Here is a 21,367-nt window from a genome sequence, read left to right as displayed (position 1 = left end):
CGCCCGGTGTGCCGCAAGATCTTCGGCGCCGGCCGGTACGGTGAGCCCCGTGCCCGGCTACGACGACGATCTCCGACTGGCCCACGTCCTGGCCGATGCCGCCGAACGCGTCACCGTGAGCCGCTTCCGCGCCGAGGACCTGCGCGTCGAGACCAAGCCCGACCTCACCCTCGTCAGCGACGCCGACCGTGAGGTCGAGGAGCTCATCCGGGCCCAGCTGAGGCGCACCCGCCCACGCGATGCCGTCGTCGGCGAGGAGATGCCCCGGACGGGTTCCGGCAGCCGGCAGTGGGTCGTCGACCCCATCGACGGCACCCACAGCTTCGTCCGCGGTGTGCCGGTGTGGGGGACGCTCATCGCCCTCGTCGACGACGGGGTGCCCGTCCTCGGCCTCGTCGCCGCCCCGGCCCTCGGCCGGCGCTGGTGGGCTGCCACCGGCTCGGGCGCGTGGTCAGGTCGCAGCCTGACGAGCGCCAAGCGCATCCACGTCTCGAAGGTGTCCTCCCTGGACGACGCCTCGCTGTCCATCTCGAGCACCACCTCGTGGGAGGCGGCCGGTCGCCTCGACGCCGTGCTGGACCTCGCCCGGTCCTGCTGGCGCGAGCGCGCCTACGGCGACTTCTGGTCGTACATGCTCGTCGCCGAGGGGGCCGTGGACATCGCGGCCGAGCCCGAGCTCGAGCTCTACGACATGGCCGCCCTCGTGCCGATCGTCGTCGAGGCCGGGGGCCGCTTCACCTCCCTCGACGGCGAGGACGGGCCCTTCGGAGGCAACGCCGTCGCCACGAACGGCCACCTCCACGACGAGGTCCTCGGCCGACTGGGGTCCTGAGACGCGCTAGAACAGGGCGGTCTGGTCGGCCTCCGTGGCGACGTGCTCCAGCCGTAGCAGCGTGGCCTTGCGACCCAGGCCACCGGCGTAGCCGGTGAGGGTACCGTCGCTGCCGACCACCCGATGGCACGGCAGGACGACCGGCAGCGGGTTCGCCCCGTTCGCGGCACCGACGGCCCGCGACGCCCCCGGAGGGAGCCCGAGCCGCGAGGCGATCTCGCCGTAGGTCGTGGTCGTGCCCCACGGCACGGTCGCGAGCACGTCCCACACGCGCCGCCGGAAGTCCGTCCCGACCGGGGCGAGCGGCAGGTCGAACACCCGCCGGGTCCCGGCGAAGTACTCCGCCAGCTGGCGCGCGGTCCGTGCGAGGGGAGCCGCGAGGTCGTCCGGCACCTCGGCGACGACCCGGTCGGCCGGTGCGTCGAACCGGATGGTGCGCAGGGCCCCGGCCACGGCGACGAGCTCCAACGGGCCGACCGGCGACGCGACGACGACCGAGATCTCCCCCACGGGGTCAGACATCGACCGTGGTCACCGTCCCGGGCACCACGCCGTCGAGGGCGGGGACGACCGACTCGGCGTCGCCGACGAGGACGACCGACCACTCGCCGGTCACCGTGCGCCGGTAGGCCTCGGCGAGCGACTCCGGGGTGAGCTCGGCGACCGCTCGCAGGTTGCAGGTCGTGAAGTCCGGCGGCAGCCCCTCGAGCGCGAGAGCCGCCGACTCGTCGGCGACCGTGTCCGCCGTCGCGTAGCGGCCGGGGGCCGTCTTCGAGACGTAGTCGACCCCGGCGCGCGTCTCGGCGTCGGTCAGGCCGTCCCGCACGTCGTCCAGGATCCCGAGAACCAGCTGCACTGCCTCACCCGTGACCTCGGTGCGCACCGACCCGGACGTGACGAACGATCCCCCGGCCACCCGGGGGCGGAAGGCGCAGCGGATGCCGTACGTGTACCCCTTGTCCTCCCGGAGCACGGCGTCGAGCCGGGCGCCCGGCGACCCTCCGACCACGAAGGACAGGACGGGATGGGGCGCCCATCCGTGCGGGGTCGAGCGGTCCGGGCCGGGGCAGGCGACCACGATCTCGGTCTGGACCGAGCCCGGCCGGTCGACGACGACGACCCGGCTACGGTCCGCGGCAGGGACCGGCGCGACGGCCGCAGGTGCCGGCTCGTGGGTGGACGAGGTCCACCCACCGAGGGTCTCGTCGAGGATCCGTTCGGGGTCCAGGTCGCTGAGGTCACCAGCCAGGACGACGGTGGCTCCGGACGGCCCGATGGTGCGGGCGTGATGGGCGACGACGTCGTCGCGGGTGAGGGCGCGGACCGAGTCCGCCGAGCCGGCGCCCGGCCGGGCCGCGCGGTCGGCGGGGTCCCAGAGGGTGCGGGCCATCTCACGTGCGGCACGGACGCCCGCGGATGCCCGCTCCTGCTCGATCTCGGCGAGCCGGCTGCGCACGATGCGCCGGACCTCCGTCTCGGGGAAGACGGGGTCGGAGAGGGCCGCCGTGAGCAGCCCGGCCGCGGTCGACAGCCGGGACGCGGGCACGTCGACGTCGACGAGGTACCCGCCGTCGGAGACCGCGGCGCCGAGGACCATCCCGTTCCGCTCCATGAGCTCGGCGAGCTCCTCGGCCGTGTGCTCGGAGGTCCCCTCGTCGAGGAGGCGGGCGGTCATCGCCGAGACGCCGTCCAGACCGGGAGGCTCGGTGGCCAGCGAGGAGGGGATGACCACGCGAAGGGAGTGGACGTACTGCCCGGGCAGGTCGTGCAGGAGCACCCGGATGCCGTTGCGCAGGACGGTCTCGCGCGGCGCGGGAAAGGTCCAGGGACGCGGCGGAGCGACCTCCGGCCGGGTCACGCGACCGCCTCCTCGTCGGCGACGTCGTCGGTGAGGTAGGCGACGACGGCCCGGCTGTCGGGCGCGAGCCAGCGCCTCGTGGCCTCCGCCACTCTCTCCGGGGTGACGGCGCGGACCCGGTCGAGGTGGGTGTTGACGATGCCCGGGTCGTCGTGCAGCAGGGTGGACCGGCTGATGAGGTCGGCACGCTCCTCCTGGCTCGCGAGCGCGCTGAGCCAGGCCCGCTCGTTCTGCGCGAGGGACGCCTCGAGCTCGGCGGCCGTCGGACCGTCCGTGGCGAGGCGGTCGAGCTCCTCGACGAGCGCGAGCTCGGCGGTCTCCGGGTCGGCGTCCGGCGCGATGTCGAGGACGACGAACCCGAGCGAGACGCCGTCGACGAACCCCCAGGCGGTGGCGTGCACCCCGACCGCGACCTGCTCGCGCCGCACGAGACGACGGACGAGACGCGACGTGGAGAGCCCGCCGAGGCAGTCGAGCGCGACCGTCGCGGCGACGAGCTCGTCGGTGCCGTCGACGGGGAGCCGGAAGGCGACGTGCAGCCGGTCGTTGGGGACCGACCTGCGACGCTCCACCCGCACCGGGGCGGTGAGCGGCTCGAGCTGTGCGAGGTCGGCGCGGGCGGGCCGACGCTGCGCGTCCAGCGGGCCGAAATGCCGTTCGACCAGGATGAAGGCCTCCTCGGGCTCGACGTCCCCGCAGACGGTGAGAACCGTGTTGTCCGGCGCGTAGTAGCGGCGGAAGAAGGCGTGGACGTCCTGGAGGCTCGCGGCGTCGAGGTCCTCCATGGAGCCGATCGTCGGGTGGTGGTAGGGGTGGCCCTCGGGGAAGACCGCGGCGTAGACGTCGACGAGGGCGGTGCCGTACGGCTGGTTGTCGTACCGCTGGCGCTTCTCCTCCTTGACGACGTCGCGCTGGTTGTCGAGGTTCTCCTGGGTCACGGCGTCGAGGAGCCGGCCGTGCCGGTCGGCCTCGAGCCAGAGCGCGAGCTCGAGCGCGCCGGACGGGACCGTCTCGAAGTAGTTCGTCCGGTCGAACCACGTCGTCGCGTTGAGCCGGCCGCCCTCGGCCATGAGCGCCTCGAAGTGCTCACCGCTGCGGACGTCGCGGGAGCCCTGGAACATGAGGTGCTCGAAGAGGTGCGCGAACCCGGTGCGCCCCGTCTCCTCGTGGCGCGAGCCGACCCCGACCCAGAGGTTGAGCGTGACGTTCGGGACCGTGTGGTCCGGCGAGACGAGGACCCGCAGCCCGTTGGGCAGGGTGCGTCGGTGGATCGGGTAGTCCAGCGGCATGCGGGTCACCGTACGTCACGGCGCGCTCCCCCGTCCGAGACCCCGGTCAGCCGCTCTCCTTCAGCTCGTCGGGGACCCCACGGGACGCCTGCTCGATGGCCCGTCGGGCGAAGACCTGCTGCTCGGTGGCCACCCGTTCGGCCCGCCCCCGGCCGAGGAAGCTCACCGCCCAGTGCAGGAGGGTCGTCACGCGGTTCTTGAAGCCGATGATGTAGACGAGGTGCACACCGAGCCAGAGCACCCAGGCGAGGAACCCGTGGAAGCGCAGCCGACCCACGGATGCGACGGCGCTGAACCGCGAGACGGTCGCCATCGAGCCCTTGTCGCGGTAGTGGAACTCGCCCTGCGACGGCTCGCCGTCGAGACGGCTCTCGATCTCCCGTGCGGCGAAGCGTGCCCCCTGGATGGCCACCTGGGCCACCCCGGGCAGGTCGTCGAGCGCGATCATGTCGCCGACGACGAAGACCTCCGGGTGGCCGGGGAGCGTGAGGTCCGGGAGTACCTGCACGCGACCCGCCCGGTCGGTCTCGGCCCCGGACTGCTCGGCCAGCTGCCGGCCGAGCGGACTCGCCTGGACGCCCGCGGCCCAGATCTTCGTCAGCGCCTCGAGGCGGACCGTCCCGCCGTCGCCGTCGCGGTAGGTGAGCCCGGTCTCGTCGACGTCGGTGACCATCGACCCGGTGCGGACGTCGACGCCCATCTCGGTGAGACGACGCCGGGCCGCCCCGCCGAGCCGCTCGCCGAAGGACGGCAGCACCGTGTCGGCTGCGTCGAGGAGGAGGACGTGCGCCTGGGTGGGGTCGATCCGCCGGAAGTCGTGCTTGAGCGTGCGCCCGGCGAGCTCGGCGATCTGGCCGGCCATCTCGACCCCGGTCGGGCCCGCCCCCACGACGACGAAGGTCAGCGCCCGCCGAGCCTCCTCGTCGGTCCGCGCGAGCTCGGCGAGCTCGAAGGCGCCGAAGATCCGGCCGCGCAGCTCGAGGGCGTCGTCGACCGACTTCATCCCGGGAGCGTGCTCGGCGAAGTGGTCGTTGCCGAAGTACGACTGCCCCGCTCCCGCCGAGACGAGCAGCGAGTCGTACTCGGTCACGGTGTCCCGGTCGAGCAGCCGGGAGGTCACGGTGCGGGCCTCGAGGTCGATGCCGGTGACCTCTCCGAGGATGACCCGCGCGTTCTTCTGCCGGGCGAGGATCTCCCGGGTGCTCGGTGCGATCTCTCCCTCGGAGAGGATGCCGGTCGCGACCTGGTACAGCAGCGGCTGGAACAGGTGCTGCGCGGTTCTCGCGACGAGCGTGATCTCGACGTCGTCGCGCTTCCTCAGGGCCTGGGTGCCGAAGAGGCCGCCGAAGCCCGAGCCGATGACGACGATGCGGTGCTTGCGGCCGATGGATGTGCTCGTCATGTGCGGTCCAACGACCGCCGCGGTGCCGAATAGTCCGTGCGCGAACGACGAAGGCCCTGAACCGGATTCCACCGGTCCAGGGCCTTCGTCGAGCAGTAGCGGGGGCAGGATTTGAACCTGCGACCTCCGGGTTATGAGCCCGGCGAGCTACCGAGCTGCTCCACCCCGCGTCGAGTGAGTCACGATCCGAAGACCGTGCTCGGTACGACCCCGAGGTTACGCGAGCGTGGCCGCCGACTCAAATCCGCTCCTCAGCCGGTGGGCGACGGGCTCGGGCTCGGCGCCGGAGAGGCGGTGGCGTCCGGGGCCGGAACGTCGGCACCGAGCCGTGCCGCGAGCCCGTTGGCCTGGCCGATGGCCGCGTCCAGCCGCTTCTGCGCCTCGCCGTAGGCCGCGAAGTCACCCTCGCTCAGGGCGTCCTGGCCCTCCTGGTAGGCCGCGCGGATCTCGGCGATGGCCGTCGCGAGCTGCTGCTCGAGCGTCGCGCTCGACCCGCCGTCGTCCGCGTCGCCGCCGCCGTCTCCCCCACCGTCGTCACCGGCGTCATCGTCGCCGGCATCACCGGAGCCCTCGCCGAAGAGACCGGTGATGGCCTGGTCGAGCGTGTCACCCCACGCGACCTGAGTGCCGTAGAGCGCGACGGTCACCTTGTTCTGCGGGAACGACCCGGCACCGCTGGACGCCTGCACGTAGATGGGCTGGACGTAGAACATCTGGCCACGGAGCGGGAAGGTGAGGAGATTGCCGTACGTCAGCTGCTTGCCGGCGCCGGAGTTGTTGGTGATGTACTGCGCGAGGTTGAGCGGCTCGGCGGGGTTCTGCGAGCGCTCGGTGGAGTTCTTGATCTGGTTGATCACCTGTCCGGGCCCGGGTGGGGTCTGGGACCCGTACTCGAGCAGGCGCAGTGAGCCGTAGCCGTCCGCAGGTCTGCCCTGCTCTGCCCCGGCATCGGCGTTGACGGCCAGGAGACCACGGAGGATCTCACGCCCGGACTCGCTGTTGCTGTTCGGGACGAACGGCGTCGTGATCGAGAACGAGGGCTCTTCCTCACCGGGGAGCGCGATGGACTGGAAGACGACCGGCTGGTCCACTGGTCCGCTGTCCTGCGCCGGGTCGGTCGGCACCCGCCACCGGTCGGAGTTGGAGTAGAAGTCTCCCGGGTCGGTCACGTGGTACTCGGTGAGCAGCTCGCGCTGGACCTTGAGCAGGTCCTGCGGGTAGCGGATGTGCGACATGAGGTCGCCGGAGAGCTCGGAGAGCGGCCGCACCGAGCCGCTGAACGCACCCTGCCAGGCCTCGAGGACCGGGTCACCGGTGTCCCAGGCGTACAGACGCACCTCGCCGCTGTGGGCGTCGACGGTGGCCTTGACGGCGTTGCGGACGTAGTTGACCTCGCCGGAGCGCACCTGGACGACGTTCGAGCGCTGGGCCACGGCGTCCGAGGTCGCCTCCGCGAGGTCGAGCAGACGGCTGTTGGGGTAGTCGGACGAGGTCGTGAAGCCGTCGACGATCCACTGAACCCGCCCGTCGACGACGGCGGGATAGATGTTGCCGTCGAGCTGGAGCCAGGGGGCCACCCGCTCTACCCGCTCCTTGGGAGTGCGGTGGTCGAGGATGCGGGAGTCGCCGTTGACGGCGTCGGAGAGGAGGAAGTTGGCCTCGCGGTACTTGATCGCGTAGGCGAGCCGGCGCAGCGTCGACCCGATGGGCACCCCTCCGTCGCCCTGGTACGTGTTCTGCACCGACACGTTGCCGTCGTCGCCCGCCGGGTAGTCGAACTCCCGTGGGCTCGCCCCTTCGGCGGCCCCGACGACGGAGTAGTCCGGGCTGAGCTCTCCGAAGTAGATCCGCGGCTCGTACTCCCCGAGCTCGTTGCGGTCGCCGCCCTCGAAGAACTCCGGGTCACCCTGGGGAGTGCGCCGGTTGCCGTACGCGGCGTAGAAGCCGTAGCCGTGGGTGTAGACGGTGTGCTCGTTGATCCAGTTGCGCTGGTTGTCGGGCAGGCCGTCGAGGTTGATCTCGCGAACGGCCACCACGGCGTCGCTGCCCTGGTCACCGATGGAGTAGCGGTCGACGTCCAGGGTGTCGGGGAACGCGTAGAAGTCTCGGTCGCCCTCGAGCTGGCGGAAGCTCTGCGAGACGACATTGGGGTCGATGACTCGGACGCCGGGAATCGCCTCGGCACTCGTCCGCAGGGCGTCGTCGTCGCGCTCCTCCGACGGCGCGGGGTTCGGGACCCGCTCGACGCGGTCGAGCCCGAAGGCCGAGCGGGTCGCCGAGATGTTGCGACCGAGGTACTGGGCCTCGAGCGACTTCTCGGACGGCTTGACCCGCAGGGACTGGATGAGCGCCGGGTACACCGTTCCGACGAGGACCGCGGTGACGAGCAGCAGCCCGACCCCGATGGTGGGCAGCCGCCAGCTGCGGCTCCAGATGGCGGCGAGGAAGAACCCCGCGCACATGACGGCGGCCACCGCGAGGATGGCCTTCGTCGGCAGGACCGCGTTGGCGTCGGTGTAGGTGATGCCGGTGAGCAGCGACCCCTTCTGCGTCGACAGGGAGTAGCGGTCGAGCCAGTAGGAGCCGGCACGGGTCAGCGCGATGAGGGCGCCGAGGATCCCGAGGTGGACGAAGGCCGCCCGGGTCGAGGGGCCACGGCCGGGCAGCTGCAGGCCTCCGTACACGTAGTGCGTGAAGGCCGCCGCGAGGAACGCAAGGACGAGCACGACGGTGACGAAGCTGACGAGGAAGCGCAGCCACGGCAGGGTGAAGACGAAGAAGCCGACGTCGAGCCCGAACTGGGGGTCCTCGACCCCGAAGGAGCCTCCGTTGGCCCACAGCAGGTACGTGCGCCACGCTCCGACCGAGCCCGAGCCGGCGAGGAGGCCGAGGACACCGGGGATGGCGAAGACGGCGATCTTGCGCAGCGGCTCGATGGCCTGGCGGTACTGCTCGAGCACCTGCTGGGCCGGGGTCACCGGGACGTAGATGGGTCGGGTACGGAAGGCGATGACGAGGCTGGCGGCGACCGCCCCGGCGGTGAGCAGGGTCGCGACGACGAAGATCACGGCCTTGGTGAGGAGCTCGGTGAAGAACACGTTGCGGAAACCGACCGAGTCGTACCACCAGATGTCGGTGACGACATCGGCCGCGAGCCCGGCGAAGACGGCCATCAGGCCGAGAACGACGAGCGTCGGGACGAGCGGCCCGCGCCGGCGCCGTGGTGGGGCGGGGGGGCGGGGGCCGGCGGTCTCGCCGTCACCGGGGCCAGCAGACCCGCCGTCGGGTCCCTTCGGTCCGTCGAACCAGTCCGAGCGGCTCACAGCTCTCCTCGTCCCGCGGAGCGCGGGGTCGTCGTCGTGCGGCAGTGAAAACCTACCTCGCAGGCCTGAACGTGCGAGCGGCGCCCGGAGTTCGCGAGCGGCGCGTCGGGCACGATGGGGCGGTGAGCCCGGACCCGCAGCCCGTGACCGACCCTCTGACCCTCGCCGCCCTCGACACCGAGCGGCACGTGGCCCGGGCGGGGTGGGACCAGCCGCTGCGCCTCTTCGCCCTGGTGCCCACGGCCGAGCTCGTGGCGCAGGAGCCGCAGCTCGCCGCAGGGCTGGAGACGCACGACACGGCCGAGGGCGCGCTGTCGGCCGTGGAGCAGGACGACCTGCCCGAGGCGGACGGCGTGGAGGACCTGCTCGCCCGGATCGCGTGGCCCGAGCAGGTGGCGGGATGCGCGCTGGCGCTGGAGCGCATCGTCGTCCCCCCCGCCGCGGAGCGGGACCTGCCCGACGACCCGACCCGGGCTCTCGAGGCGGTCGCCGCGCACGCCGACCGTCAGGACGTCCGGCTCGTCGTCGCCGTGACCCGCGACGGGACCGCCCGGTGCCTGCTGCGGCAGCGTGCCTTCGACTCCGACGACCGGGTGGCCCTCGGCGAGGACATCGCGCCGGGCCTGGTCCACGCCCTGCGCGCCACCTTCGACTGACCGTGCGGACCGACGACGCAGCCTGAGGGGCTGGGCTGTCGTCGACCGCCTCGTATGGCTCAGCCGCAGCGCGGGAGGCCCGCGACCTCGCCCGTCGCGATCGCCTCCACGGCGACCCGGGCGTCGTCGAAGCTCGTCACCTTGAACAGCTCCATCCCGTCCGGCACGTGACCGACCGCGTCCGCGCAGTCACCCTCCGGCGACAGGAAGTAGCGCGCCCCGGCCTCGTGCGCCCCGACCATCTTCTGGCGGATACCGCTGATCGGGCCGACGCTGCCGTCGTCCAGGATCGTGCCGGTGCCGGCCACCCGCTCCCCGCCGGTCAGCGAGCCGGGGGTCAGGGAGTCGTAGATGGCCAGGCTGAACATCAGCCCGGCCGAGGGCCCCCCGACCCGTCCGGTGTTGAGCGTCACCTGGACGGGCAGGTCGTACTGGGTCCGCAGCAGGACGCCGATGACGGCCCGGCCCCCGGTGTCGACGGTCGGGACGGTCACGGTCTGCTCCTCGCCGTCGCGGCGCAGCCGGACACTGACGTCCTCACCCGGGCTGCGCGCCTGGACCGCGGCGCGCACCGCACCGGTGTCCGAGGCCTTCTCGCCGTCGACGGACACGAGGACGTCCCCGGGCTCGATCCTCCCCTCCGCGGGACCGCCGGCGGGGACGTCGGCGATGGCCACGGAGGTCGGGACGTCCGTCCCGAGGGCCCGCAGTGCGGTCGCGGCCGCGACGACCTGGGAGTCGTTCATCATCTCGGCGTTCTCGGCCTCGATCTGGTCCTCCGTGGCCTCCGGCGGGAAGTAGAGGTCCTCGGACGCGGCCTCGACGTCGTCGCGCACCCAGGCCTCGAGCAGCTCGTAGACGGTGACGGTCCGGCCGGGCCCGCCGTCGAAGGAGACGGTGGTGAAGTCGAGCGCGCCCTCGGTCGGGTAGGTCTGCGCGCCCTCCACCGTGAGGACCGGCTTGCCGTCGACCGAACCCAGGACGTTCGTCGCCGGTCCCGGGGAGAGGACGACGTACGGCAGGCCGACGAACGTGAGGCCCGCGGCGACGATGACGAGGAGGAAGACGGTGGTCAGCGAGGCCGTCGCGAACCGGCCCGGCCGCGCGGGGCCGAGGGGCTCGTGGGGCGCGGCGTCGGGCCCGACGCGTGGCTCGGCGCGGTCGCTCACGGCAGGCCCACCCACTCGTGCGAGCCGTCGTCGAGGTGCTGGTGCTTCCAGATCGGGGTCCGCGCCTTGAGGGTGTCGATGAGCTGCCGGCAGGCGTCGAAGGCCTGCCCCCGGTGCGGGGCCGCGGCGGCGACGACGACCGCGAGGTCACCGACGGCGAGGGACCCCGTGCGGTGGACGGCCGCGACGCGGAGGGCCTCGGACCCGGCCAGCACCTCGGCGCACACCTCTCGCATCGTGGCCACGGCCTGTGGGTGGGCCGAGTAGTCGAGGGCGGTCACGCCGTCACCGTGGTCGTGGTCGCGGACGACGCCGACGAAGAGGGCGACTCCTCCGCAGCGGGGGTGCCGGACGGCGGCGAGGGACTCGTCGACGGACAGCGGCTCGTCACGGACGTCGACGAGCGCGACCGCAGCGTCATCGGTGGCCAAAGGGGCTCCTCGGGGGCCCGCGGCGGAACGATTCGCGCGCGGGAGTGGTTGGGTAGTGATGACCCCATCCTCTCACCCGACGCGCAGGAGACCGGCAGTGAGCGACCCCGCCGACGACGACACCCCCGACCTCCCGCCGGAGCTCGAGCAGATGTTGCGCGACCTCGGCGGGGGTGGCGAGCTCGACCCTCAGCTCGTGTCGATGATGCGCGGCATGGGACTGGACCAGGTCGACCCGCAGATGCTCCGGATGGTCATGGGCCAGGTCCAGCAGATGTTCGAGGCGCCGGCCGGCGACACCGAGGTCGACGTCACGACCTCCACGGACATCGCCCGCAAGACGGTCGCGGCCGCCGGTGACGTCCTCGCGAGCGACGCCGACCGTCGCGCGGCCGCCGAGGCCGTCCAGGTCGCCGGCCTGTGGCTCTCGGCGGTCACCGACCTCGACGCCGCAGGGCTCCGGGGCACGGCGTGGAGCCTGGCCGAGTGGGTCGAGGCCACCGTCCCCGTCTGGGCCGGGCTCGTCGAGCCGGTCGCGGAAGGGGTCACCGACGCCGTCTCCTCGGCGATGGCCCGCCAGCTCGAGAACCTGCCGGAGGACGCCGTCCCGGCCGGGATGGCCGGGATGCTCGACCAGGCCGCCCCGATGCTCCGGCGCATGCACGGGTCCCTGTTCTCGTTGCAGCTCGGGCAGGGCGTCGGCGCCCTCGCCGGCGAGGTGCTCACCGGCGACGAGGTCTCCCTCCCCCTCGTGGCCCCGCCCGACGTCGTCCTCATGCCGACCGCCGTCCGGGCCTTCGCCGAGGGCCTCGAGGTCGACGAGCCCCAGACCCGGCTGTACCTCGCCGTCCGAGAGGTGGCCCGGGTCCGGCTGTTCCACGCGGTCCCCTGGCTCGCTCCCGGGCTCCTGGCGGCCGTCCGGGACTACGCCGCCGACATCGCGATCGACACCGATGCCATCGAGGAGGCCGTGCGGTCCATCGACCCGTCCGACCCCCAGGCGGTCCAGGAGGCCCTCCAGGGGCGGATGTTCGCCCCCGAGCACTCCCCCGCCCAGCAGGCGGCGCTCGCCCGTCTCGAGACCCTGCTCGCGCTCGTCGAGGGATGGGTCGACGTCGTGGCCGAGCAGGCGGTCGCCGGGCACCTCCCGTCGGCCGACGCCCTCGGCGAGGCGGTGCGCCGCCGCCGGGCGACGGGCGGGCCGGCGGAGAAGGCCTTCGGGGCACTCGTGGGCCTCGAGCTCCGTCCACGCCGGCTCCGGGACGCGGCCAACCTCTTCCGCGCCCTCGAGGACTCGGGGGGCGCCGCCGCGCGGGACGCCGCGTGGCGGCATCCGGACCTCGCCCCCTCCGGTGCCGACCTCGACGACCCTCTGGGCTACGTCGAGCGGTCATCGAGCAGCGACACCGACGCCCTGGACGCCGAGCTCGACGCGCTGCTGCGCGGCGAGGGCGAGGCGTGAACGCGCCGTCGACGTCGGCCGAGGTCGCCCGGGCGCACGCGCATCTCGTCCGGGACGCCGCCACCGTCCTCGGGGCCTGGTCGGCGCCCGACGCCCGGCAGGAGGCGCTGCGCCGCTCCTACCTCGAGCACCTCGCCTCGTTCCCTGACGGGGTGGCGAAGACCGGGCCGCCCGCACACCTCACCGCGTCCTGCGTCGTCCTGGACTCCGCAGGACGGAACGTGCTCCTCACCCACCACCGCCGTGCCGGGCGGTGGTTCCAGCTCGGCGGGCACCTCGAGCAGGGCGATCGCGGGCTGTGGGCGGCGGCCGCGCGGGAGGCCCGCGAGGAGTCCGGCATCCTCGGCGTGGAGCCGCTGCCCGAGCCCGTCCAGCTGGACCGTCACGTCCTCGCCGGCGACTTCGGCCGTTGCCGGGAGCACCTGGACGTCCGGTACGCGGCGATGGCTACGGAGGGCGCGGCCCCGCAGGTCGGTCCCGAGTCGCTCGACCTGCGGTGGTGGCCGGTGGACGCCCTGCCCGAGGGCACGCGGGGCGAGCTCTCACCCCTCGTCGACCTCGCCCGCCGGGCTCTCGGTCTCGGCTGAGGTCGCGGCCCCGGGCGCGCGGGACCAGCCCTCGAGGAAGCCTCGGGCCCGCTCCAGCCGGGGGTAGGAGCCGAGCAGCCGCCAGAACGCCGGCCCGTGGCCGGAGACGAGCAGGTGGGCGAGCTCGTGCAGCAACACGTAGTCGAGGACGTAGCCGGGGGCGTCGCGCAGCCGGTCCGAGACGCGGATGGAGGAGTCCGCCGGGGTGCACGAGCCCCATCGCTTCTCCATCGTCGACACCCAGCGCACGGACGCGGGCCGGGCATGGCCGCCGAGGTAGCGCTCGGAGAGGCGGGCCGCGCGGGCCTCGAGATCGTCGTCACCGAGCGCCCGGCGCCGTTCGCCCCGTGCGAGACGCTCGAGCATGCGGTCGACCCAGCGCGCCTCCTCGGCGGAGGAGAAGCTCGCGGGGATGAGCACGACGGTGCGCCCACCGTCCCGGTAGGCGCTCACGGTGCGGCGGCGCCGCCTGCTGCGGCGGACCTCGACGTCCGGTCTCCCCACGGCAGGATGGTAGCCGCCCGGGAGCACTCGTGTGGTGGATGGTGACGGTGTGGCTGACGGGGCGCCTTCGGCCCGGGACCCGCCCGCGTCCTGGGCCTGAGTCACGCGTGCCCGTCGATATCGTGAGACGGTCCTGGCCGCTTCGGCGGCCTCACCCGCGGTCGGTGGGCTCCCCGACCTGCACGAACGGAGAAACGGCGATGGCCGATGAGACCTACAAGGGCGAGTTCTACTGCGTGAAGTGCAAGGAGAAGCGCGAGGCGGAGGGCAAGGTCGTGGTCTCCGACAACGGACGGCGGATGGCCAAGGGCCAGTGCCCCGTGTGTGGGACGAACCTCAACCGCATCCTCGGCAAGGTCTGACCCCTTCCCGACACCGGCGGACGGCCCCGACCCTCGTGGTGCGGGGCCGTCGCCGTGTCCGGGCCTGTGGACGACGCGCCGCGGCCTGGCGCCCGGCCCGGCAGGATGGCGGGGTCGGACGTGGAGGAGGGCTGTGGTGGCGCGCGAGCAGGGGCACGTCGTCGTCGACGGCTGGGGCCGGCTCGCCGACGAGACGACGAGCCAGCTGCGGCGCTCCGGGGTCCGGGTCCGCGCCGGCGGTCTCGCCGCCGACGCCGCGGAGCTCGAGGCCGAGACCGGCGGCCCGGCGCCGGGAGCCGTCGTCCTCGTCACCGAGGGCGACCGGCCCTCGTGGGTGAGGTCACCGTCGGTCGCGGCGCCCTGGTCGGGTCGTGCGGTGCCCCAGCTACCCGTGGTCGGCCTCTCCGGTCGCGTGGTCGTCGGCCCGCTCGTCGTCCCCGGCACGTCGCCGTGCCTCGGCTGCGTCTCCGGGGCGGTACCCGCCCGGGACGACGGGGCGGCCTGGCCCTCGCCCGGCGCGGTGGTCCTCGCCGCCGCCGTCTCCACCGTCACCGTGCTGTCGGTGCTCGGTGGAGACCCGTCGCTGGCCGGCATCTCGACCGAGATCTCGGGTCGTGGGTGGACGGTCGCGCACCGGTTCTGGACCTCCCGGCCCGGGTGCGGGTGCCGGTCGGTGAGAATGGTGGGGTGAGCGAGCGCGAGATCCCCGGGTCGTCGATCGCCCGCGCGGCCCGCCTCGCCGGTCTCCCCCTGGGCCACGCCGGGCGGGCGGCGCTCGGCGTCGGCAAGCGCGTCGGTGGGCGCCCCGCCGAGGCCGTGGCCGCCGAGCTGCAAGCGCGCACGGCCGAGCAGATGTTCGCCGTCCTGGGCCAGCTCAAGGGGGGTGCGATGAAGTTCGGCCAGGCGCTGTCGGTCATGGAGGCCGCGATGCCGGAGGAGCTCGCGGCACCGTACCGGGCGACGCTCACCAAGCTCCAGGAGTCCGGGCCCCCGATGGGCGCCGACCGGGTCCACGCCATCCTGGCCGAGGAGCTCGGGCCCCGATGGGCCGGCACGAAGCTCGTCGAGTTCGACGACGTGCCGGCGGCGGCCGCCTCGATCGGGCAGGTGCACCGCGCGACCTGGCGCGACGGCCGGGAGGTCGCGGTCAAGATCCAGTACCCCGGCGCCGCGAAGGCCTTGCTGTCCGACCTCAACCAGATCTCCCGGGTCGCGCGGGTCGCCGGGTCGTGGGTCCCGGGTATCGACATCAAGCCGATCATGGACGAGCTCCGGGCGCGGATGTCCGAGGAGCTCGACTACGGCCTCGAGGCGCGGCACCAGCGGCACTTCGCGCGCGCGTTCCGCGACGACGAGGACGTCCTCGTCCCCGACGTCCTCGTCGAGTCGCCCCAGGTGATCGTCACCGAGTGGGTCGAGGGCACGCCGCTCGCCCGGGTCATCGCCGACGGCACGCAGGCCGAGCGGGACCAGGCCGCGACGCTCTACCTCGAGTTCCAGCTCCGGGCGCCGACGCTCGCGCGGCTGCTGCACGCCGACCCGCACCCCGGGAACTTCCGGATCACCCCGGACGGCCGGCTCGGTGTGCTCGACTTCGGGGCCGTGAACCGGCTGCCGGAGGGTCTCCCCGTCGAGATGGGCGGCATCCTCACGTCCGCGCTGGCCGGGGACGGCGAGGAGCTCGTCCGGGTGCTGCGGGCCGAGGGGTTCATCAAGCGTGGCATCGACATCGACCCGGACGGGCTCGTCGAGTACCTCGAGCCGCTCGTCGAGCCGATCCTCCACGAGGAGTTCACCCCGACGCGCGAGTGGCTGCGGGGTGCGGCGGCGCAGATCCAGGACCCCCGGCGGCCGCAGTTCCTCGTCGGGCTCAAGCTCAACCTGCCGCCGGAGTACCTGCTGATCCACCGGGTGTGGCTCGGCGGGATCGGGGTGCTCAGCCAGATCGGCGGCACCGTGCCGCTGCGCGACATGGTGTGCGCGTACCTCCCGGGCGTCGACGAGTCCCGCATCCCCCCGGACCCGAGCAGCGTCTGACCTGCGTCACCACCACGCGGAGTCGAGCTTGCCCTCGATGCTGCGCAGGTGCTCACGGCTGCAGGCGGTGCAGGTCCAGACGTCCCGTCCGGCCTCGGTCCCGCGGGTCCAGGCGATGCGGGCCCGCACCTCGTCCTCCGGCGTCGCGCCGCAGACCGCGCAGACGGGCGGCGTGCCTCCCGCGGGGTCGGGCACGGTCAGCCCTTGGCCTTGGCCGCCGCCTTCGCGGCCTTCTTGAACTCCCGCACCTTCTGCAGCGAGCCCTCGTCGACGACGTCGGCCACCGACCGGAACGACCCGTGCTCGGCGTAGGCGCCGCAGGCGTCCTCCCAGCCGTCGGGCCGCACGCCGAGCTGCTTGCCCAGCAGGGCCGCGAAGATCCGGGCCTTCTGGTCACCGAACCCCGGCAGCGCCTTGAGCCGGGCGACGAGCTCGCGGCCATCGACCACGCCGGTCCAGATCGCGCTCGCATCGCCGCCGTACTCGTCCCGGACGACGACGGCCAGGGCCTGGATGCGTCCGGCCATGGACCTGCCGTAGCGGTGGATGGCAGGCGGCGTGGCGCAGAGGTCGGCGAAGGCCTCGGGCTCGGCGGCGGCCACCGCGGCCGGGTCGAGGGTGCCGAACCGGTCGAGGACCTTGGCCGGCCCGGCGAACGCGCGCTCCATCGGGAACTGCTGGTCCAGCAGCATCCCGGTGAGGAGGGCGAACGGGTCCTCGGACAGCACCTTGTCGGCGGTGGGGTCCTGGGCGATCGTCAACGTGGCCATGACGCCAGCGTAGCCAGCAGCTCGCCGGCCACGGCCCGCCAGAAGTCGCGGGCACGCAGCGCCGGCACCGGGACGGGCACCGCCCCCGACGCGGCGTCGGGGGCGGTGCGTGCGGGCGCGTCGTGGACGGACGTCATCGGACGATCGCGTGGACGACCGCGCGGATCTGCTCGCGGTTCGCCGCCTCGCGCTCCAAGCGCTGCGCCTCGTGGACGCGACGCCGGTGCACGACGCGACGGACCTGCTGCATCCGTCGGTGGTACATGGCTCTCTCCTGTCGGAAGGTCTGGTGGTGGCCGCCGGTCAGGCGGCGACCTCGGTCTTGCGCGGCCGGCCCCGGGGCCGCTTGCGGGCCACGACGACGCCCTGGACGAACAGCTCGCCGCCCCAGACGCCCCACGGCTCCCGCCGGCCCAGTGCGCCGTCCAGGCACTGCTCGCGGACCGGGCAGGTCCGGCAGAGTGCCTTGGCGAACTCGACTCCCTCGGGGGTGTCGGCGAACCACAGCTCGGGCTCGTCCTCTCGGCAGGGGATCCCCTGGCCGTCGCGGACGGCCACCGCGTGCAGGTCGATCAGCTCGGTCAGCATGGGGGTCTCACCTCCGTGGTCGTCACGCCGGGTGTGGCGCTGGTGGGCTCCGTCACGCCCGGTCGGGCGCTGGGTATGGGGTGGGCGGTCGTGGTCGCGCCGCTCGCTCCTGGTCGTCATGTCCTGGTCCTCGCGTGTCTGGTGCGTCTGTGGGTCTGGAGGCGTGAAGGTCGGTGGGGATACGACGAAGGCCGCGGATCCCTGGTGGGATCCGCGGCCTCGAGGTGGTGGCGCCTGTGCGTCTAGACAGGCGGCCCCTCGAGGCGTGGGGACGCGGATCCCATGGCCGGGGCATCGGCGGCGGCGGCGTTGAAGGCGTAGCCGCGGTCACGGACGTCGATCCCGACGACGGACAGACCGGTCCCCTGGAGACGACCGCTGGTGCCCGCGTGGAGCGTGGTGGAACCGGCCCAGGTCCGCGCGCACGTCACACCGGCAGCGGTCATCGCCGCGTCGGTCTTCGTCGTCGTCTCCATCGGTCCACCCCTCCTCACGGGTCTCGCGGTGTCACGCACCCGGACGGGCACGCGAGGTCTTGCTGCCGAGAACTGTATTGGGCCCCGATCGGGCCCGGCAACGCATTTAACCCGGACGGGTCGTCGTGGAGGTGTCCCGGTACACGAGAACGCTTGCGGCTCAGTCGGATCGGGACTCGGAAAAATCTCTGACGAGGGCCAGGACGGCGTCGCCGAACCGTTCGATCTTCACCGGCCCGACACCGGGGATCCGGGAGAGCTCCGCGGTGTCGCCCGGCACCCGTTCCGCGATCGCGGTGAGGGTGGCGTCGGTGAAGACGACGTAGGCCGGCACGTCGGCATCCTTCGCGGTGGTGAGCCGCCACTCCCGCAGGGCCTCGAAGAGCTGCTCGTCCATGGACGGCGGGCAGAGCGTGCAGCGTCCGATGGTGCGCTCCTTGGCGGTCGTGAGGTCACCCCCGCAGACCCGGCAGGTGGATCGCAGCGGAGCCTTCTCCCTGCCGCCGCGCGAGCGGGTGCGACGGGGCTGGCCACCGGCGGCGGCACCGAGCACCGACTCGGTGCCGTGGAGGAACCGGGAGGGACGACGGGTGCCCTTGGCACCGGGCGTGCGGGCCCGGGCGTAGGAGAGGACGAGCCGCTCGCGGGCCCGGGTGACCCCGACGTAGAGCAGCCGGCGCTCCTCCTCGACCTCGTCGGCGGTCTCGGCCATCGTGATCGGCAGCAGGCCGTCGGAGCAGCCGACGACGAACACGGTGTCCCACTCCAGGCCCTTGGCGGCGTGGAGGGATGCGAGCGTGACGCCCTGGACGGTCGGGGCGTGCTGGGCGGCGGCCCGCTCGTCGAGCTCGCGGACGAAGGCGGGCAGCCGGGCCTCGGCATCCGTGGCGACGAGGTCGTCGGAGAGCGCCGCGAGTGCCGCGAGGGACTCCCATCTCTCCCGCGCGGCCCCACCCGTGGTCGGCGCCTCGCGGGTCCATCCGGCGCCGACGAGGATGTCCCGGACGAGGTCGGGCAGCGGCACCGAGCCGTCGTCCGTCCGCGCGGCACCGCGCAGGAGGAGCACGGCGTCACGGACCTCCTTGCGCGCGAAGAACCGCTGCCCGCCCCGCACGAGGTACGGGATGCCCCGCTCGGTGAGTGCCGACTCGAGCTGCTCGCTCTGGCCGTTGGTGCGGAAGAGGACCGCGACCTCCGAGGCCGGATGACCGTCCGCGACGAGCGCGGCGATGCGTCCGGCGACCTGCTCGGCCTCCGCGGGGTCGTCGTCGGCGACGACGAGCTCGGGCACCACGCCGTCGTCGCGCTGGGCACGCAGCTCGACCGACCCGGCCCGGCGACCGCCGCCCGGCGCCCGCAGCACGAGGTTGGCGAGGCCGACGACCTGCGGCGTGGACCGGTAGTTGCGGACGAGCTCGACGGTGCGCGCCTGCGGGTGGCGGGTGCGGAAGCCGAGGAGGTGCTCGGGCGAGGCCCCCGTGAACGAGTAGATGGTCTGCGCCGGGTCGCCGACGACGCACAGGTCGTCGCGCTCACCGAGCCAGAGCTCGAGGAGGGTCTGCTGCAGCCGGTTGACGTCCTGGTACTCGTCGACGACGAAGTGCCGGTACTGGCCGCGGACGGCGCGGGCGACCTCGGCGTGCTCGCCCAGGATGCCCGCGGTGAGCAGGAGGACGTCCTCGAAGTCGATGACGCCGCGGTCGGACTTGACGTCCTCGTAGGTGGCCATCAGCCGGGCCATCGCGGTGGCGTCGAGGCCCGCGGGAGCCTCCCGGCGCTGAGCGGTGGCGGCCGCGGCGTAGGAGTCGGGGGTGAGCATCGAGACCTTCGCCCACTCGATCTCGGCCGCGAGGTCGCGCACCGCCGGAGAGTCGAGGCGCAGCCGGAGCCGGCCGCCCGCCTCGGCCACCGCCCCCGCCTTGTGCGGCATGACCTCGGGCGCGGCGCCGCCGACGGCCTGAGGCCAGAAGTAGTGCAGCTGCCGGAGCGCGGCTGCGTGGAAGGTGCGCGCCTGGACCCCGCCGACCCCGAGGTCGCGCAGCCGGGTGCGCATCTCGCCCGCGGCGCGCGCCGTGAACGTGACGGCGAGCACCCGCTGCGGCTGGTAGGTGCCGGACAGCACCCCGTAGGCGATGCGGTGCGTGATGGCCCGGGTCTTGCCGGTGCCCGCACCGGCCAGGACGCACATCGGGCCGCGCGGGTGTGCCGCGACCTCGCGCTGCTCGGGGTCGAGGGCATCGAGGACCGCGTCGGCGCCGGGGTGCACGGGGAGGGTCGTCATCGCCGTCCGATCCTAGGTCGGCACACCGACCGGGTGGCGAGCGGGAAGGATGGCAGCCTCCGCGGCGTTGCCGTGGGCGAGCCACCGACCCGAGGAGCCCGATGAGCACCCCCGCCCCACCCACGGCCGGCACGGTCACCGTCTTCATGACCTCCTGGTGTCCGTTCTGCCGGATGCTGCGCACCGCGCTGGAGCGCCAAGGCGTCGACTTCACCGAGGTCGACGTCGACCGCAGGCCTGATGCCGCCGAGTTCGTCATGCTGGCCAACGGCGGGAACCGGACCGTCCCCACCGTCCTCTTCCCGGACGGCTCGACACTGACCAACCCGTCGGGCGCGGAGGTCGCCGAGCGGCTCGCCTGACACACCGACGGTGGACGTCCCGAGCGCTGGCCGGCCGGGGCCCTCAGCGCAGCGCGGCCTCGGGCGCCTCGAGGGGACCGCCGAACCAGAGCTCGATGAGCCGCCGGGCGATCGACACCCGCCCGGGGACGACCACGGACCCGTCCGCGACGGCGGACACGAGCTCGTCCCTGCCGAACCAGCGCGCCGCGGCGATCTCGCCGTCGCGCAGGGTGATCGAGGTCGTGGTCGCCCGGGCCGTGAACCCGACCATGAGCGAGGACGGGAAGGGCCACGGCTGGTCCCCCCGGTAGCGCACCTCGGTGACGGCGACCCCGACCTCCTCGTCGACCTCGCGGGCGACGGCCGCGGCGAGGGTCTCCCCCGGCTCGACGAAGCCGGCCAGCACCGACATCCCGCCGCGTCGGAAGCCGGAGTTCTGCGCGAGGAGCAGCCGGTCGGCGTCGTCGACGACGGCCATGATGACCGCGACGTCGGTGCGCGGGTAGTGCTCGCTGTCGTCACGGGGGCAACGGCGGACCCATCCGGACTGCGCGGGGACGGTCTGCGTGCCGCAGCGCGGGCAGAACGGGTGCGTCCGGTGCCAGTTGGCGAGGGCGAGGGTGGTGGCGAAGAGCGCGGCCCCGACGTCGTCGAGGTGGGCGCCGACCTGGCGCAGCGTGCGCAGTGACGCGTCCTCCTCCCCCGGCGCGTTCGCGACGACCCCGACGTGCGCGACGCCGCCGGCCTCCCCGAGGTAGACGGCGAAGCGCGACGCGTCGTCCGGCTCGGGCGGCCCGAGCGCCAGCCGGAGGTCGCCGTCGCGCTCCTCGACGGCGAGCGCGTCGCCCCGCAGCCGGACGACCCGGGTCGCGGGGTCGGCCAGGAGCCGCGGGAGGAGGCCGTCGTCGCCGCGGAGCTCGGCGCGGCGGTCGAGCGCCGTCGCCGTCAGTGCGACCTGCGGCAGAAGACTTCGGTCGGCTCGGGCCACGGGTCCCA

The 21,367-nt window shown here is 73.6% G+C and carries 24 protein-coding genes and 1 tRNA gene; 8 read left to right on the top strand and 17 right to left on the bottom strand.

What is annotated here, in order from left to right; translation table 11 throughout:
• Positions 1-49: 49 nt before the first annotated feature.
• A complete protein-coding gene (hisN, locus tag JQN72_RS13340) occupies positions 50-832 on the top strand; it encodes a histidinol-phosphatase (protein WP_204135603.1) in 783 nt (260 codons plus the stop codon).
• A 6-nt stretch (positions 833-838) separates the two neighbouring features.
• Here the strand turns inward: hisN and JQN72_RS13335 are convergent, their stop codons facing one another.
• The 6 genes from JQN72_RS13335 to JQN72_RS13310 all read right to left on the bottom strand — a co-directional run bounded on the left by JQN72_RS13335 (position 839) and on the right by JQN72_RS13310 (position 8,704).
• Positions 839-1,354, bottom strand: coding sequence for a methylated-DNA--[protein]-cysteine S-methyltransferase (locus tag JQN72_RS13335; RefSeq protein ID WP_204135602.1), 516 nt, complete (start codon positions 1,352-1,354; stop codon positions 839-841).
• Positions 1,347-2,690 (bottom strand): pitrilysin family protein, encoded by a 1,344-nt coding sequence (locus JQN72_RS13330; RefSeq protein ID WP_204135601.1) that lies wholly within the window; start codon positions 2,688-2,690, stop codon positions 1,347-1,349. The genes JQN72_RS13335 and JQN72_RS13330 overlap by 8 nt, the downstream gene beginning before the upstream one ends.
• On the bottom strand, positions 2,687-3,979 hold the full coding sequence (locus JQN72_RS13325; RefSeq protein ID WP_204135600.1) for a pitrilysin family protein: 1,293 nt from the start codon (positions 3,977-3,979) through the stop codon (positions 2,687-2,689). Before JQN72_RS13325 ends, JQN72_RS13330 begins: the two co-directional genes overlap by 4 nt.
• Before the next feature lie 46 nt (positions 3,980-4,025).
• Positions 4,026-5,381 (bottom strand): NAD(P)/FAD-dependent oxidoreductase, encoded by a 1,356-nt coding sequence (locus JQN72_RS13320; RefSeq protein ID WP_204135599.1) that lies wholly within the window; start codon positions 5,379-5,381, stop codon positions 4,026-4,028.
• Between the two features lie 96 nt (positions 5,382-5,477).
• A tRNA-Met gene (locus JQN72_RS13315) sits at positions 5,478-5,551 on the bottom strand.
• An 81-nt stretch (positions 5,552-5,632) separates the two neighbouring features.
• Complete coding sequence (locus tag JQN72_RS13310; RefSeq protein WP_204135598.1) at positions 5,633-8,704, bottom strand: UPF0182 family protein; 3,072 nt, start codon at positions 8,702-8,704, stop codon at positions 5,633-5,635.
• Positions 8,705-8,826: 122 nt separating this feature from the next.
• Here JQN72_RS13310 and JQN72_RS13305 point away from each other — a divergent pair, with 122 nt between their 5' ends.
• Positions 8,827-9,360 (top strand): PPA1309 family protein, encoded by a 534-nt coding sequence (locus JQN72_RS13305; RefSeq protein ID WP_204135597.1) that lies wholly within the window; start codon positions 8,827-8,829, stop codon positions 9,358-9,360.
• Between the two features lie 59 nt (positions 9,361-9,419).
• Here JQN72_RS13305 and JQN72_RS13300 read toward each other — a convergent pair whose 3' ends face one another.
• Both JQN72_RS13300 and JQN72_RS13295 read right to left on the bottom strand, forming a co-directional pair.
• Positions 9,420-10,529, bottom strand: coding sequence for a PDZ domain-containing protein (locus tag JQN72_RS13300; RefSeq protein ID WP_307812676.1), 1,110 nt, complete (start codon positions 10,527-10,529; stop codon positions 9,420-9,422).
• Positions 10,526-10,960: a molybdenum cofactor biosynthesis protein MoaE gene (locus tag JQN72_RS13295; RefSeq protein WP_204135596.1), complete on the bottom strand. Its 435-nt coding sequence runs from the start codon at positions 10,958-10,960 to the stop codon at positions 10,526-10,528. The genes JQN72_RS13300 and JQN72_RS13295 overlap by 4 nt, the downstream gene beginning before the upstream one ends.
• A gap of 97 nt (positions 10,961-11,057) precedes the next feature.
• Here JQN72_RS13295 and JQN72_RS13290 point away from each other — a divergent pair, with 97 nt between their 5' ends.
• Together JQN72_RS13290 and JQN72_RS13285 are read left to right on the top strand one after the other, a co-directional pair.
• Entirely contained in the window at positions 11,058-12,422 is a 1,365-nt protein-coding gene (locus JQN72_RS13290) for a zinc-dependent metalloprotease (RefSeq protein ID WP_307812674.1), read from the top strand.
• A complete protein-coding gene (locus JQN72_RS13285) occupies positions 12,419-13,009 on the top strand; it encodes an NUDIX domain-containing protein (protein ID WP_204135594.1) in 591 nt (196 codons plus the stop codon). The genes JQN72_RS13290 and JQN72_RS13285 overlap by 4 nt, the downstream gene beginning before the upstream one ends.
• Here JQN72_RS13285 and JQN72_RS13280 read toward each other — a convergent pair.
• Positions 12,965-13,513, bottom strand: a complete 549-nt coding sequence (locus JQN72_RS13280; RefSeq protein ID WP_204135593.1) for a M48 family metallopeptidase — start codon at positions 13,511-13,513, stop codon at positions 12,965-12,967. The genes JQN72_RS13285 and JQN72_RS13280 overlap by 45 nt on opposite strands.
• A gap of 200 nt (positions 13,514-13,713) precedes the next feature.
• Here JQN72_RS13280 and JQN72_RS13275 point away from each other — a divergent pair, with 200 nt between their 5' ends.
• The 3 genes from JQN72_RS13275 to JQN72_RS13270 all read left to right on the top strand — a co-directional run bounded on the left by JQN72_RS13275 (position 13,714) and on the right by JQN72_RS13270 (position 15,912).
• Positions 13,714-13,875: a DUF5679 domain-containing protein gene (locus JQN72_RS13275; protein WP_204135592.1), complete on the top strand. Its 162-nt coding sequence runs from the start codon at positions 13,714-13,716 to the stop codon at positions 13,873-13,875.
• Positions 13,876-14,011: 136 nt separating this feature from the next.
• Positions 14,012-14,566, top strand: a complete 555-nt coding sequence (locus JQN72_RS18465) for a hypothetical protein (RefSeq protein WP_239100607.1) — start codon at positions 14,012-14,014, stop codon at positions 14,564-14,566.
• Complete coding sequence (locus tag JQN72_RS13270; RefSeq protein ID WP_307812672.1) at positions 14,563-15,912, top strand: AarF/ABC1/UbiB kinase family protein; 1,350 nt, start codon at positions 14,563-14,565, stop codon at positions 15,910-15,912. The genes JQN72_RS18465 and JQN72_RS13270 overlap by 4 nt, the downstream gene beginning before the upstream one ends.
• A gap of 6 nt (positions 15,913-15,918) precedes the next feature.
• Here JQN72_RS13270 and JQN72_RS13265 read toward each other — a convergent pair whose 3' ends face one another.
• The 7 genes from JQN72_RS13265 to JQN72_RS13240 form a co-directional block, all read right to left on the bottom strand.
• The gene (locus JQN72_RS13265) at positions 15,919-16,107 is read right to left on the bottom strand and encodes a hypothetical protein (protein ID WP_239100606.1); all 189 of its coding nucleotides are present in this window, start codon (positions 16,105-16,107) and stop codon (positions 15,919-15,921) included.
• Positions 16,108-16,109: 2 nt separating this feature from the next.
• Entirely contained in the window at positions 16,110-16,682 is a 573-nt protein-coding gene (locus JQN72_RS13260) for an HhH-GPD-type base excision DNA repair protein (protein WP_204135590.1), read from the bottom strand.
• A complete protein-coding gene (locus tag JQN72_RS13255) occupies positions 16,670-16,819 on the bottom strand; it encodes a hypothetical protein (RefSeq protein ID WP_204135589.1) in 150 nt (49 codons plus the stop codon). Before JQN72_RS13255 ends, JQN72_RS13260 begins: the two co-directional genes overlap by 13 nt.
• Positions 16,816-16,947, bottom strand: coding sequence for a hypothetical protein (locus tag JQN72_RS18735; RefSeq protein WP_255541787.1), 132 nt, complete (start codon positions 16,945-16,947; stop codon positions 16,816-16,818). The genes JQN72_RS13255 and JQN72_RS18735 overlap by 4 nt, the downstream gene beginning before the upstream one ends.
• A 38-nt stretch (positions 16,948-16,985) precedes the next feature.
• On the bottom strand, positions 16,986-17,270 hold the full coding sequence (locus JQN72_RS13250; RefSeq protein ID WP_204135648.1) for a WhiB family transcriptional regulator: 285 nt from the start codon (positions 17,268-17,270) through the stop codon (positions 16,986-16,988).
• A gap of 242 nt (positions 17,271-17,512) precedes the next feature.
• The gene (locus JQN72_RS13245) at positions 17,513-17,746 is read right to left on the bottom strand and encodes a hypothetical protein (protein WP_204135588.1); all 234 of its coding nucleotides are present in this window, start codon (positions 17,744-17,746) and stop codon (positions 17,513-17,515) included.
• Positions 17,747-17,906: 160 nt separating this feature from the next.
• On the bottom strand, positions 17,907-20,027 hold the full coding sequence (locus JQN72_RS13240; protein ID WP_239100605.1) for an ATP-dependent DNA helicase UvrD2: 2,121 nt from the start codon (positions 20,025-20,027) through the stop codon (positions 17,907-17,909).
• Positions 20,028-20,128: 101 nt separating this feature from the next.
• On the opposite strand from JQN72_RS13240, the gene JQN72_RS13235 reads away from it, so the two are divergent.
• Entirely contained in the window at positions 20,129-20,389 is a 261-nt protein-coding gene (locus JQN72_RS13235) for a mycoredoxin (RefSeq protein ID WP_204135587.1), read from the top strand.
• Between the two features lie 43 nt (positions 20,390-20,432).
• Here the strand turns inward: JQN72_RS13235 and nudC are convergent, their stop codons facing one another.
• A complete protein-coding gene (gene nudC / locus JQN72_RS13230; protein WP_204135586.1) occupies positions 20,433-21,359 on the bottom strand; it encodes an NAD(+) diphosphatase in 927 nt (308 codons plus the stop codon).
• Positions 21,360-21,367 lie beyond the last annotated feature (8 nt).

Source organism: Phycicoccus sp. CSK15P-2, assembly GCF_016888005.1.
Classification (GTDB): Bacteria; Actinomycetota; Actinomycetes; order Actinomycetales; family Dermatophilaceae; genus Phycicoccus.
Note: the sequence above shows the minus strand (reverse complement) of the source record. Positions and strands in the feature narration are given on the sequence as shown.

Bases quoted from the DNA above. Each gene is read 5' to 3' on its own strand.
- JQN72_RS13335 (WP_204135602.1), bottom strand. From the start codon at position 1,354: ATGTCTGACCCCGTGGGGGAGATCTCGGTCGTCGTCGCGTCGCCGGTC.
- JQN72_RS13325 (WP_204135600.1), bottom strand. From the start codon at position 3,979: ATGCCGCTGGACTACCCGATCCACCGACGCACCCTGCCCAACGGGCTG.
- JQN72_RS13320 (WP_204135599.1), bottom strand. From the start codon at position 5,381: ATGACGAGCACATCCATCGGCCGCAAGCACCGCATCGTCGTCATCGGC.
- JQN72_RS13275 (WP_204135592.1), top strand. From the start codon at position 13,714: ATGGCCGATGAGACCTACAAGGGCGAGTTCTACTGCGTGAAGTGCAAG.
- JQN72_RS13260 (WP_204135590.1), bottom strand. From the start codon at position 16,682: ATGGCCACGTTGACGATCGCCCAGGACCCCACCGCCGACAAGGTGCTG.
- JQN72_RS13255 (WP_204135589.1), bottom strand. From the start codon at position 16,819: ATGACGTCCGTCCACGACGCGCCCGCACGCACCGCCCCCGACGCCGCG.
- JQN72_RS18735 (WP_255541787.1), bottom strand. From the start codon at position 16,947: ATGTACCACCGACGGATGCAGCAGGTCCGTCGCGTCGTGCACCGGCGT.
- JQN72_RS13250 (WP_204135648.1), bottom strand. From the start codon at position 17,270: ATGCTGACCGAGCTGATCGACCTGCACGCGGTGGCCGTCCGCGACGGC.
- JQN72_RS13245 (WP_204135588.1), bottom strand. From the start codon at position 17,746: ATGGAGACGACGACGAAGACCGACGCGGCGATGACCGCTGCCGGTGTG.
- JQN72_RS13240 (WP_239100605.1), bottom strand. From the start codon at position 20,027: ATGACGACCCTCCCCGTGCACCCCGGCGCCGACGCGGTCCTCGATGCC.
- JQN72_RS13235 (WP_204135587.1), top strand. From the start codon at position 20,129: ATGAGCACCCCCGCCCCACCCACGGCCGGCACGGTCACCGTCTTCATG.